Genomic DNA, 12,347 nt, shown 5'->3' on the forward strand with positions numbered 1-12,347 from the left:
TGCGTCGGTGCAGGCGGCGGCCGGCGCTATGCTGCCGGTGCGGCGCCCCCTCGGGCACGCACGCTCACCCCTCCCTGCGGCCGACCTTGCATGACCGAACCCAGCTTCTCACTCATGCAGGGCGGCCTGGTCCATCGGCTGCTGTATTCCACCGGCGCGTTGCACGCCAGCCGGCGCCTGTCCTGGTGGTTGGCCGGCGTACTGGTCGCGCTCAGCATGCTGCCCCTGATCGTGCTGACGGCGCGCGACGGCACCCTGCTGCCGGCCGCCCGCGGGATGGCGCTGTTCGGCGACTACGCCACGCTGGCCCGCCTGCTGCTGGCCATGCCGCTGCTGGTGTTGGCGGCGCCCCGCGCGGATGCACTGCTACGCAATGCCTTGCGCCAGCTTTCGCACGTCAGCCTGGTGCCGGCGTCGCGCCAGCCCCGGTTGAGTGCCCTGCTGCAACGGGCCCGTGCATGGCGCGACGGCTGGTTTCCAGAGGCGATCTGCATTGCACTGGCCTATGCACCGCTCCTGCTCACCCACGGCGATGGCAGCTTTCTGCCAGGGGTGCCGGATTGGCGCATGCAGGCCGCCCAGTTGAGCGCCGCCGGGCACTGGCACGCGTGGGTAGCCGCCCCCCTGTTCCGTCTGCTCACCCTGCTGTGGCTGTGGCGCCTGGTGATGTGGACGCTGCTGCTGTGGCGCCTGCCCGGTGTGGGCCTGGTGCTGCGCGCCCAGCATCCGGACCGCACCGGCGGCCTGGCCTTCCTTGGGCTTGCCCAGGAACGCTTCAGCATCCTGGCCGCGTCCAGCAGCCTGGTGCTGGCAGGTGCCTGCCTGAATCACATGACCTACCTGGGCAGCACGCTGTACAGCATGCGTCATCTGGTGCTGGGCTACGTGGTCGCCGCCACGCTGCTGCTGGTCGCGCCGCTGCTCGTGCTCACGCCGGCGATGGTTCGCGCCCGGCGCCACGCCCTGTATCGCTTCGATGCGCTGGGCAGCCGTTCGGCCGCCGCCTTCGACCAGCGCTGGCGCGCCGCAAGCGAGGGCATCGCCGGCACCGAATCGCTGCTCGACCACAACGATGCCTCGGCCTATGCCGACTTCAGTGCGGTGTATCAGGGCGTGGTGGCGATGTCGGTGGTGCCGGTCACCCGCTGGAACCTGCTGGCCATGGCCCTGCCCGCCGCGTTGCCGATGCTGCCGCTGCTGCTGGTGGCGATGTCGGTGGACGAGCTGGTCGCCAAGCTGCTCGGGATCCTCGCCTGAGCGCCGTTTCCAACGTTACAGCGAGCGCGAAATGAAGCGTTCGCCGCGCAGGGCGGCCAGCACGGCCAGCGCCAGGTCATCGCCGGCATCGGACTTGAGCACGTAGCTGCACGGTCCCAGCGCCATGGCCTGCTCCACCATCTGCGGCTCGGCATGCACGGTGATGAACACCACGCCCAGTACGGGCCGGTGCAGCCGCAGGCGGCGCGCTGCCTCCAGCCCGTTGAGTTCGGGCATGGCGATATCGGTCACCACCACATCGGGCAACATGCTCTGCGCGGCCTTGACCAGCGACGCGCCATCCTGGACCAGTCCGATCACCTCGAACTGTTCCGACAGCAGTCCACGAAGCTGACGCCCCATGGCAGAGCCGTCTTCGGCCAGCAGCACACGGACAGCATTCATGGTTCCCGCCAGGTCGACGCGTACCCTGATGGTGTGCCGCTCCGGCGCCGGTAACAAGGGAAAAACAACCGGACACGGGCAAGTAAATCTACTTGCCCGGCGTCGAACGGCCCGTCCCTGTCAGTGGCGGATCAGCCCTTCCTGCTCGGCCTTGCGCACCAGTTCCAGCGTCCCATGCACACCCAGTTCCTGCATGATCGCGTACTTGTGCGATTCGATCGTGCGCACTGAAACACCGAGTTCGAACGCGATCTGCTTCGAACGCAGCCCGCGCGCCACGTATTCCAGGATGCGCAGCTGCTTGTCGGTCAGCATGTACTGACGCCTGCCCGCACTGGTGATGGCGTCTGCCGCCAACGAGGGCGTGACGTAGGTGTGGCCGCACATCACCCCGTTGAGCGCACGTACCAGCTCGTCGCCCGCGGCGCTCTTGAGGACATAGCCGCGGGCACCGGCGCGGATCGCCTCGGCGGCCATGCTCGACTCGTCGTGCATGGTCAGGAATACCACCGGCATCACGTAACCCTCCTCGCGCATCCGGCGCAGCGCCTGGATGCCACTCAGACCGGGCATGCTGATGTCGGCGACCACCACGTCGGGCGGGTCGCGTCGGACCGCCTCCACCAGTTCCTCGCCGGAAGACACCAGTTCGATTGAATCGAACTGATCTTCCAGCAGATGCTCGATGCCCTGCGCCACCACCCGGTGGTCGTCGGCCAGCACTACCCTGCGATGTCGGCTCTCCGCCGTCGAATACGAAACCTGCATTTCGTCGTCTCCCGTGGCATCAATCGTCCCCTGATTGAAGTGCTCTGCAAGCCGGCCGCGCCGACTCTGCACAACGCATTCAACATGCGGCCAGCTTGGTGATGGCGCCGTGATGTTCGTACTACCTGTGACGGTCGTCCGCAACGGTTCAGGCGCGCAGCGTGTCGCGCGGACTTTCACCGAATACGTCCCGGTACATCACCGAGAACCGGCCCAGATGGGCGAAGCCGAAGCGGGTGGCGATCTCGGTCACCCCCACCGCGCCCCGCGCGTGCAGCAACGCGCTGCGCGCCAGGTTGAGCCGCGCCATCTGGTGCCAATGGCAGGGGCCGTGACCGTAGGCATCACGGAACAGCCGCTCCAGCTGTCGCTCACCGATTCCCAGCGTCGCCGACAGCGCCCGGCTGTCATACACGCTGTCCATCTGCGTCCGCAGGTACTCCTCGGCCTGCCGCACGATCGTGTCGCGGCGACGCTCGCTGCAACTGCTCTGCCCACGCCGCTCGGGGCCGCCATCCGCCGCCGCCACCGCGTCGATGAACACCCCCAGCAGCAGGCGGGCCTGCGCGGCCAGCTGCCCGGGCGACACCAGCCCTTCCCAGTCCGCCGCCTCCTGCAGCACCTTGAACACCCCTTCGCGCAGGTTGCAGGCATCGCGTGGCGCGGCCGGTCGGCTGTACCAGCCCACCCGCGGCAGGCGCAGTTCACGGCCCAACCGGCCGGCCGCTTCCCGCTGCAGGACCTCGCGTGGAATCAACATCACCGCCCACTGCCATCCCCCCGGGCTGGGGCGCACGTTCAACTCGCTGTCCTCGGCGAACACCATCACCTGGCCGGCCTCGATCGAGCGCCCGTTGGCCCACATCGGCTGCGCGCTGGTGACCGCCAGTGCCAGCGCGATCATGCCCGGGCTGAAGCTGCCGCTGGCGAAGATCGGCAGCGTGTATGCACCGCTGTCCAGGCTGAACTCCGGGAACACCAGGCGTTGCACGCACGCGCGGAAGTGGCCGGCTGACAACAGCCGCTGCTCGAAACGGGTATCCCGTACCACCCCCAGCAATGCATCGGCATCGAAGCCATCGACCACGAAGCGGCTGTAGGGGGACATCGGTTCGTCCATCACCAACTCCTTCAGTGCGTCGGAATGTGGATAGCGCGTACCAGCTCAACCTGTTTACATCGGCGCGATTGTGCGGCCGGCGCGACGCGGGTACAAGCCGCCGCCGCAACGCTGGCCGCAGGACGTCTCACAATACGTTGCTCACCCGATAAGCCGTCCCACCCAAGCGGCGCGTTCGCCGTCGCTGACGATCCAGGCACCACCGGAGAGGTGATCAGTGCAGGCCAGCAGCCAGGTCAACCGCGGCGGCGTGATCGCCGCAGACAGTCCCAGCCCCCCCCGTCCTGCGCCACGCCCACGACGCTTCACATCGCCTCCACTCGACGTGCGCATGCTGTTAACGAATGTGCTGCCGTTGCTGTTTGGCTGCCTGCTTGGCCAGTGGCTGCCCACGGTTCCGCAACTGCCCCAGCTGCACCATCAGCTGCTGTGGATTCCCGGCCCCTTGCTGCTGGGGTGGCTGCTGTTCACGCCGCGCGCGCAATGGCGTGGCTGCATTCTTGCGGCGTGCGCCGGCACGGTGTTGTCGTTGCTGCTGGTGCCCATGTCGGCGTTGCCGCGGCTGCTGGCCAGTGTGGGTGAGTTCGCCATGGTGGCCATGGTCGCCTGGCTGCTGGAGCGCTGGCGCGGTGAGCGCGCCGCGCTGGAAGACTATCGGGACCTGACCTTGTTCATGCTGCTGGCCTGTGTGCTGCTGCCGCTGTGCGGGGCGTGGTGGTACGCGCTGGCCTCCGGCGGACGCGCCGCCGCATTGTCGCCGGTGGCCATGCGCGAAGTCGCCTTGAGCAGCAGTGTCAGTTACCTCCTGCTGGTGCCGGTGCTGGTCAACGTGGCGCGCATCGTCGACGCACCGGAGCGACGGCATGGATGGCACTGGCGTACCGTGGGCATGGCCCTGCTGCTGTTCGGCCTTCTGGTCGTGCTGTGGACGGTCAACTGGGAGGATGGCGTGGTCACCCCGCTGCTCACCCTGGCCCCGATTCCGCTGCTGGTGTGGACCCTGATCGTGTTCGGCCCCGCCGGCGCGTCCATCGGCATGCTGGTGGTGGCATTGCTGGGCATTCAACTGGGTGTGCAGGGCATCGGCCCCTTCAGCTTCTGGGACGCACCGCGCAACCTGCTCACCGGCCAGGCGTGGACGCTGTGCACCGGTTTTGCCCTGTTGTTCCTCGGTGCCCTGTCCGACCAGAAGCTCTCCAACCGGCTCAAGCTGCAGCGCGCCTACCAGCGCCTGGGCGAAGTGACCGGTCGCATGCTGGTGGTACAGGAGGAGGAGCGCACGCGCATCGCGCGCGACCTGCACGACGACGTGAACCAGTCGCTGGCGGCGATCTCGATCCGCCTGAGTACCCTGCGCAACCAGATCCCGGCCGCCGAGCGTCCCAGCGTGGTGGAACTGCAGGACCAGCTGCTGGCGGTGTCGAACGACATCCGCTCGATCTCGCACGAACTGCACCCCAGCATCCTGCGCTTCACCGGCCTGGCCAGTGCGCTGGATGCGTTCTGCATCAAGCGCAATGCGCGTGGACGCCTGCGCCTTCGGTGCAGCATCGAAGATCCGCCGCGCCTCGCCGACGACCAGGAACTGAGTCTGTTCCGCATCGTCCAGGAAGCACTGAACAACGTGGACAAGCATGCGCGCGCCAGCGTGGCCGACGTGCTGGTCTGCGTGCGCGGGCAGCACCTGCTGCTGCGCGTGGACGACGATGGGGTGGGCATGCCGGTGGGGCGCGGAACGCGCGCGCCCGGGCTGGGACTGATCAGCATGGAAGAGCGCGCGCGTCTGCTCGGCGGTACGCTGCAGGTGGGGACCAGCCCCTTGGGCGGCACCCGGATCGAGGTGCGTTTCCCGCTGCAGGATGCCGCGCGCCACGCCGCGTCCCAGTAGAACTACTGGCGGTGTCCACGTAGAAAGGCGGTTGTGCATGCCGCGTGCGGGCGACAGATTGCAGGTGCGCATCCGCAACGGAGATCACCATGGCTGCTGTGTCGAAGACGTCGTTGCTGGTCGTGGCGGCCCTGTTGGCCGGCTGTGCGTCCGGGCCGCTCAGCAGCCCGTCGCCGGCAGTGATCCCCACCGCCTTGCCGCCGTCGCCTGCACCCGTGCCGGAGCTGCGCCCGGGCGTGCCGGCCGGCTATCTGGGCCGTGCCCTGCCCGACAGCCTGGCGCTGTTGCCGCCGCCGCCCGCCAAGGGATCGCCCGGGTTCGCGCGTGACCAGGCGGTAAGCCGCGCATCGCAGAAGCTCAGAAACACCCCACGCTACGCACTCGCCAGCCGCGATGCCGACCTGCGCTTCCCCCAGGTGGCCAGCACGTTCGCATGTGCGCTGGGCGTGCCCATCAGCCAGCAGGACACGCCGCGGCTGTACCTGCTGCTGCAACGCAGCCTGGTCGATGCAGGGCTGGCCACGTATGCGGCCAAGGATCACTACAAGCGCACGCGGCCCTTCGTGTTCTACAAGGAAGCCACCTGCCTGCCGGCCGACGAGGCCGCGCTGCGCACCGACGGTTCGTATCCCTCCGGGCATACCGCCATCAGCTGGGCCTGGGCGCTGCTGCTCACCGAACTCAGCCCTGCCCAGGCCGACGCGTTGCTCGCGCGTGGCCGCGCCTTCGGCGAGAACCGGCTGATCTGCAACGCGCACTGGCAGAGCGATGTCCTGCAGGGCCGTGCCGTGGCCGCCGGTGCCGTGGCCACGCTGCACGCCAATGCCGACTTCACCGCCGACATGGCCGCCGCCCGTGCCGAGATCAACGCCCTGCGCGGCAGCGGGTTGGTGCCGCAGGACTGCGAGGCCGAGGCGACCGCGCTGAAAGTGAACATCCCCGGCGTGGAATAGCCATCGCGCACGCCCGGGCAACGCTTCATCCCGTGTCCATTGGCTGTGCCGTGGTGGCGCGCGTGGCATGCTCGGCGTCCCATTCCGCTGGCGCAAGGGCGTTTTCCATGGCACAGGTCCAGATTGTTTCCGAAGGCCCCAACTACCTGCACAGCATCCAGGCCGGCGCGCACCACGTGCAGGCCGATGAGCCGGCCACGCTGGGCGGCCAGGGCGCCGGCATGGCGCCGTTCGAGCTGTACCTGGCCGCGCTCTCGGCCTGCACCGCGATCACCCTGCGCATGTATGCGGAGAAGAAGGGCTGGGTACTGGGCGAGTTCCGAGCCGACCTGTCGTCCTCGCGCAGCGAGTCCGGCCGGCTGCAGGTACACCGCGTGCTGCATGCCACCGGACCGCTCAGCGATGCGCAGTGGCAGCGGTTGCTGGAGGTGGTCGAGAAGACCCCGGTCACCCTGGTGATGCGCGAAGGCGCGGAGATCACCAGCGAACGCGGCACGTCGATGCAGGCAGATTGACCGGGCTCGCCGCCGCGCACTGACGACGGGGGAGAGATCGCGTACCAGGCGACGAGCCAGGCCAAGGCCCTGCGCTTTCCGGCACGGGAGAGGGTCGTGTCGGCCAGGTGCCACGGGTGGAACCAGATGACCCGGCCCTCTGCCACCTCAGCGATGACGGGGGAGACATCCGCGGTCGGCAGCGGGCCGGGGCAAGACGTGGAACTGGATGACCCGGCCTGCCGCCACCTTAGCGATGACGGGGGAGACATCCCGCGGTCGGCAGCGGGCCGGGTCAAGCTGTGCCGATGCCACGGCACATTGGCGGGCATCGGACGGATCGGGTGCTGCGGTTGCTCGGCAGTACGGTTCAGCGAGGTCGTGCCACGCCGGACACTTCGACGCGTCGGTTCGGGGCCAGGCAGGCGATCACCACCTGCCGCGCGCCCTGCTCGCACTGCACCAGGGGCCGCGCCTTGCCGCGCCCTTCGGCGACGATCGCCGCTGCGGGCACGCCGCCCTGCACCAGCGCTTCGCGCACCGCGTCGGCGCGCCGCTGCGACAGGTCCAGGTTGTAGGCATCGTTGCCGATACGGTCGGTGTAACCGGCCACCTGGATGGTCTGCACCTGGCTGGCGTCGCGCACCTGCTGCAGCAATGCGTCCACGCTGCGCCGACCGGCGGGCGTCAACGAGGCACTGTCGAAACCGAACAACGCATCGGCTGCCAGGCGTACCGGCTCGGTCGGCATTGGCGCCGGGGCCGGTGCCGGCGGCGGCACCGGCGGCTGCAGCAGCGCAGCGCACGCCTGCGGCTTCCAGTACCCGGCCTGGGCGATGCCCTTGCTGTCGAAGTGAACCTGGAACTGGCAGGTGAAGTAGTCGCCATTGGGCGTGCTGCGGAAGTTGAACAGGTAGTTCCATTCGCGTACGCCCCACATGCCCTCACCGAAGTGCGGGGTGCCCAGCAGGGTGTACAGCTGGCGCTTGCTCATGCCGCGTGCGAACAGCCGCAGGTTGTCCAGGTCGACGAACATCCCTTCCTTCAACGAGGCGCGGGCGGGGTCGGGAAAGTCCGGTGTCTCGGCGGCGGCGGGCGCGGCGCGCTCTCCCCCTCCGCTGGCGCAGGCGCTGAACAGCAGTACGACCAGGCCCAGCGCCAGTGAGCGCAGCAAGGGGGCGGGATCGTGCGGACGTGGTGCGTTCATCGTGTTCCCCTGTGTACGGAACTGCACTGGAGTGAGCAGTGCCGGCGACCGCCGGCACCGCCTGCGCTCACCACTGGAAGCCGGCACCGACCGAAACGCCGCCTTCCCCGCGGCTGTTGGTGGAGCCACTCAACTTGTAGATCATGCGACCGCCGTCGGAGACTCCGGAGATGCCGACCGCCACGCCCGATTCGCCGTTGTAGCTGCCGGCCGCAATCGCGGCCATGCTGCGTCCGGCCTCGTAGGGCTGTGGCAGGCCGGCCACCGCCATGGCTGCGGCGACGCCGGCCGATGCACGGTTGTCGGTGCGGCGCAGGTCGCGGTCGAACCCGCCCATGCGCTCGTCGGTGTACGCCTTGGACGCGTCCAGCGACTGGTTCATGCCGGCGCGCAGCTGGTCCACGTTGACCGCGTCGGTACCCGCCGTGCCGGCGGCCACGTTGTGCACCGTGGTGGGACCGGAGCCGGTGCCGCCCAGGGTGACGCTGTTGAAGTTGGTCGCGCCGTTGACGGTGCTGTCGTAACGGAGGGTGCCCTGCTGCGAGGCCTGCAGCTGGCGCAGGTTGACCGCATCGGTGGCGGCGGTGCCGTCGCCGACGTCCGTGATCTGGCGCTCGGCACCGGCACTGCCCACCGACACCGTGTTGTCGCGGCTGGCTACCGAACCTGCCCCCAGTGCCACCGCATTGCGCGCGGTGGCGCTGGCACCATTGCCCAGTGCGGTGCTGTCGGGGCCCGCCGCACTGGCACCGGCACCGCCGGCCACCGTGTTGGCTCCGCTCGCCGCAGGTGCCGCCAGGCCGTTGCTGTTGTTCACCTGGAACATGCCCGACGTGCCGTTGTTGATGGTGTTGATCTGCGTGTCGGTGTAGGCCTTGGACTGGTCGATGGCGTACGTCACGCCGTTCTGCAGCTGGCCGACGTTGACCGCGTCGTACTGCGCCGAGCCGTCGGCAACGTGGGTGACCTTGCGTTCGGCACCGGTGCTGCCCACCGACACCTCACCGGCCGAGTTGCTGGCACCGGCGGCGCCGTAGGCACCGGTGTAGCCGCTCTGCGCGCCCACGCTGGCCACCGCGCCACTGCCCAGCGCGACGCTGTTGTCCGCGCTGGCATCCGCGCCATCACCGATGGCCGTGCTGCCTGCACCGCTGGCGCTGGCGACCGGGCCGATGGCGATGCTGTCCGCACCGGTGGCACTGGCGGCCGCCTTGGTCGAGTTGATCTGCACGAACGGGCTGGGCGAACCCGGCTGCGCCTGGGTGATGCGGGTGTTGAGGGTATTGAGGGAACTGTTCACCGCATCGAACGCACCGGTGACGTCGCCGTAGGCGGTCGTGGTGGCCGCACCGGTCGGCGTGAAGGCCGAGATGTTGAACGTCGGCGCTGTCCACAGGCCCGTGGCGGCGTCATAGGCCGTGGTGCCGCCCAGGTAGGTCACCAGCGCTTCGTTGGTATCCAGCAGCTGCGCCATGTTCACCGCATCGGTGGCTTCGGTGCCGGCCGCCACATTCACCACCTGGCGTTCGCTGCCCAGCGCACCGACCGACACGGTGCGGCTGCGCATGGCCATCGCCCCGGCGCCCACGGCGATCGCGTCGTCCGCCACCGCCGTGGCACCTTCGCCGACCGCGATGCTGTCCACGCCATTCGCCGCGGCGTCGCCGCCGGTCGAATTGACTTTCAGATACCGGGTGCTGACACCCGTGCTCATGTTGTTGATCTGGGTATTGAGATTGACCAGCGAACCATCCACCGCAGCGAAGGCATCGCTGGCGTTGTCATACACGCCCTGGGCGACCGCGCCACCCGTGGAGATCGTGCTGATCTGGAAGCTCGGCGCGGTCCAGGTGCCGGTGGCCGGATCGAAGGCGGTCAGGCCACCGAAGTAGTTGGCCACCGCCGTGTTGGTGGCGGACAGCTGGCTGCCGTTGACGGCGTCGGTACTGCCCGCCGCAACCGCACCGTTGGCCAGGTTGCTGACCGTGGTTGGGCCGCCGCCGTTGCCCAGCGTCACCCGCGCGTAGTCCGGCTGGCCGGTGCCGTCATCGTCGTAGGACACGGCGAAGATGTCGGCTGCGTTGACCTGCGAGATCGCCCCCTGCAGCTGCGCCACGTTCACTGCGTCGGTGGCTGCGCTGCCGGCGGCCACATGGCTGATCTGACGCTCGCTGCCGGCCACGCCCACCGACACTTCACCGGCCGAGACCTGCGCGGCCGTCATGCCGTAGGCGGCATAGCTGGCCTGCGCGCCGCGGGTGGCGGCGCTGCGGTAGCCCAGCGCCACGCTGTTGGCCTGGTTGGATGTGGCTTCAGCGCCCAGCAGCACCTGCCCGTTGGCGGTGCCGGTGGCGCTGTCGCCCACCACCACCGAATGGCCCATGCGTGCCGCGTAATCGGCGGTGGGGACGCCGGTGGGGTCGGTCGGATCATTCTCACCCGCGCCGGGGAACGCCACGTTGGCATCAACCAGCGGCAGTTGATGGCGCGCGTTCGCGCCGATCACCACCTCGCGCGATCCATTGGCGTAGGCGCCGTCGCCCATCAGCACCTGGTAGTCCTGCGCAGCGTTGACCGCCCAGCAGTCGATGCTCACCACCCCCAGAACGTCGAGGCAGGAGTTGGACCACGCCGGCGAGCCATCCGGCAGCACCAGGCCCAGCAAGCCATTCGGATTGCCGTTGTTGATGTTGTAGATGTAACTGTCCGACGTCACGCCGCCGATCAAGGTCAGGTGTGAACTGCCACCCGTCGTGGCGCCGCCCAACCCGTTCAGCAGCGACCCCACCGGGGTCAGGTTGACCAGCGGCAGACCGAGCACGTTGGTCACCGAATAGGTCTGCATCACGTTGGCGCTGCTCACCGCGAGGTTGCCGTTGCGCACGTAGCCGTCGCCGCCGAGCAGCCCCTGTGTGGTCGGCCCGACCAGTTCGCCCAGCGACCCGGTCAGGCCGCCTGTGCCGATGATCAGCCCTGCGCCCGGATCGGCCGGCGCCGGGGCCTTCGGATTGCCCGGCTGCAGTGCCGCTGGCGATACACCGACGCTGCCGCTGCTGCCGCCCAGGCCTGCGCCGAGGCTGCCGACTGCCGTGCCCAGGCTGCCGATCGTCGTGCCCAGACCACTGCCCAGATTGCCGAGCAGACCCGAATCACCGACCGTGCCGCCCACGGCGCCGAGCGTGTCGCCCACGCCGCCCAGCACGTCGCCTACCCCGCCGAGTACGCCGCCCAGCAGTCCCTGCCGCGAGGTATCCAGGGCGTTGGCCTGGACGCTGACATCGGCCTCCACCATTTTCTGGTTGCGGTCGGCCGCCTCCACCTGCACGGCCACCCCTTCCAGCCCGGCATTGCCCGCCGCGCCGACGCTCACGGAAGCCCGGAGCGCGTCATCGACACCGTCGCCGGTGTTCTCTTCCTTGCCGACCGCAATCGCAGCATCCAGCACCGCATGCGCGTTCGCATCGGTGCCGGCCGTCGCAACGTGGACGTCAACCGAAGCGTCCGGCACCACGGCGGCGGCCGTCGGCAACGCGGTCTCCAGCGTTGCCTGCAGTCGCGGCACCACGCTCGGCAGCGCGGTCTGCACGGCGACCTGCGCGCTGGCAACAGGCGTACCCTGCGCGGCGACCTGCACCTCCAGACCCGTGCCGGCCAGCGTACCGGTCAAGCGCGACGGCAGCGCCACCTGCGTCGGCAGTGCGGACTGCGGGGTGGTCGCAATGTTCACGTGGACCGCAGGCACGTTCGCCACCGCCGTTCCCAGCCGGATCTCCGCGCCGGCATCGGCCGCCAGCTGCGGTCCGCCCTGCGCCGTGTTCAGTACCGTGGCCAGCGCCACGTTGGCGCCCACCTGCACCGGCAACGGCGCGTATTTGTTGGTCAAGGCTTCCAGGTCCGTCAGGGTCTGGTTCTGCGCCGCAAGCGCGGACCCGCTGCCCAGCGCGAACGCCAGGCCGATGGACAACACCGACAACGGCACCTTCAGGTGCACCACGACCGGACCCGCCGCGAGGCTGCCACGGGCCGTGGCGATTTCCGAGACGACCACCAGGGCATTCAGCCGGTGGCTCCAGACCAGTCGAAAGATGCGGTTCATCAGATGTTCCCCCGTGAACGTACGTTGTGGACTGCGAGTCCCATGCCCGTGGGCTGGTGGTCTCATTACAGTCGCGGCGACGCCACGCGGGCACTTCATTCCGGCAGCACGAACGTGCGTTCCGGCAAGACGACGGGGAAAACCGGCAGCGGCATGGAC

At 69.0% G+C, this 12,347-nt stretch carries 9 protein-coding genes; 4 read left to right on the forward strand and 5 right to left on the reverse strand.

All coding sequences use genetic code 11. From position 1 onward, the window contains the following. Positions 1-90: 90 nt before the first annotated feature. Positions 91-1,257 carry a hypothetical protein gene (locus tag AC3ITN_RS10990; protein ID WP_489390517.1) on the forward strand — a complete coding sequence of 389 codons (1,167 nt, stop codon included), beginning with the start codon at positions 91-93 and terminating at the stop codon, positions 1,255-1,257. Between the two features lie 15 nt (positions 1,258-1,272). Here AC3ITN_RS10990 and AC3ITN_RS10995 read toward each other — a convergent pair whose 3' ends face one another. From AC3ITN_RS10995 to AC3ITN_RS11005, 3 genes are all read right to left on the reverse strand, one after another. Further along, positions 1,273-1,662 carry a response regulator transcription factor gene (locus AC3ITN_RS10995; protein WP_489390518.1) on the reverse strand — a complete coding sequence of 130 codons (390 nt, stop codon included), beginning with the start codon at positions 1,660-1,662 and terminating at the stop codon, positions 1,273-1,275. Positions 1,663-1,782: 120 nt separating this feature from the next. After that, positions 1,783-2,430 carry a response regulator transcription factor gene (locus AC3ITN_RS11000; RefSeq protein WP_313341007.1) on the reverse strand — a complete coding sequence of 216 codons (648 nt, stop codon included), beginning with the start codon at positions 2,428-2,430 and terminating at the stop codon, positions 1,783-1,785. A gap of 148 nt (positions 2,431-2,578) precedes the next feature. Then, positions 2,579-3,550 (reverse strand): helix-turn-helix domain-containing protein, encoded by a 972-nt coding sequence (locus AC3ITN_RS11005; protein WP_313341005.1) that lies wholly within the window; start codon positions 3,548-3,550, stop codon positions 2,579-2,581. Positions 3,551-3,881: 331 nt separating this feature from the next. Here AC3ITN_RS11005 and AC3ITN_RS11010 point away from each other — a divergent pair, with 331 nt between their 5' ends. The 3 genes from AC3ITN_RS11010 to AC3ITN_RS11020 all read left to right on the forward strand — a co-directional run bounded on the left by AC3ITN_RS11010 (position 3,882) and on the right by AC3ITN_RS11020 (position 6,906). Then, positions 3,882-5,438, forward strand: a complete 1,557-nt coding sequence (locus AC3ITN_RS11010) for a sensor histidine kinase (RefSeq protein WP_489390519.1) — start codon at positions 3,882-3,884, stop codon at positions 5,436-5,438. 89 nt (positions 5,439-5,527) lie between these two features. Next, the gene (locus AC3ITN_RS11015; protein WP_489390520.1) at positions 5,528-6,391 is read left to right on the forward strand and encodes an acid phosphatase; all 864 of its coding nucleotides are present in this window, start codon (positions 5,528-5,530) and stop codon (positions 6,389-6,391) included. Between the two features lie 107 nt (positions 6,392-6,498). Next, positions 6,499-6,906 carry an OsmC family protein gene (locus AC3ITN_RS11020; protein WP_489390521.1) on the forward strand — a complete coding sequence of 136 codons (408 nt, stop codon included), beginning with the start codon at positions 6,499-6,501 and terminating at the stop codon, positions 6,904-6,906. Positions 6,907-7,255: 349 nt separating this feature from the next. Here AC3ITN_RS11020 and AC3ITN_RS11025 read toward each other — a convergent pair whose 3' ends face one another. Together AC3ITN_RS11025 and AC3ITN_RS11030 are read right to left on the reverse strand one after the other, a co-directional pair. Continuing rightward, entirely contained in the window at positions 7,256-8,092 is an 837-nt protein-coding gene (locus tag AC3ITN_RS11025; protein ID WP_489390522.1) for an OmpA family protein, read from the reverse strand. A gap of 67 nt (positions 8,093-8,159) precedes the next feature. Continuing rightward, positions 8,160-12,188, reverse strand: coding sequence for a YadA-like family protein (locus tag AC3ITN_RS11030; RefSeq protein ID WP_489390523.1), 4,029 nt, complete (start codon positions 12,186-12,188; stop codon positions 8,160-8,162). Between the last annotated feature and the right edge of the window lie 159 nt (positions 12,189-12,347).

The sequence above is a fragment of the Stenotrophomonas sp. KH_036_B genome (assembly GCF_057839485.1).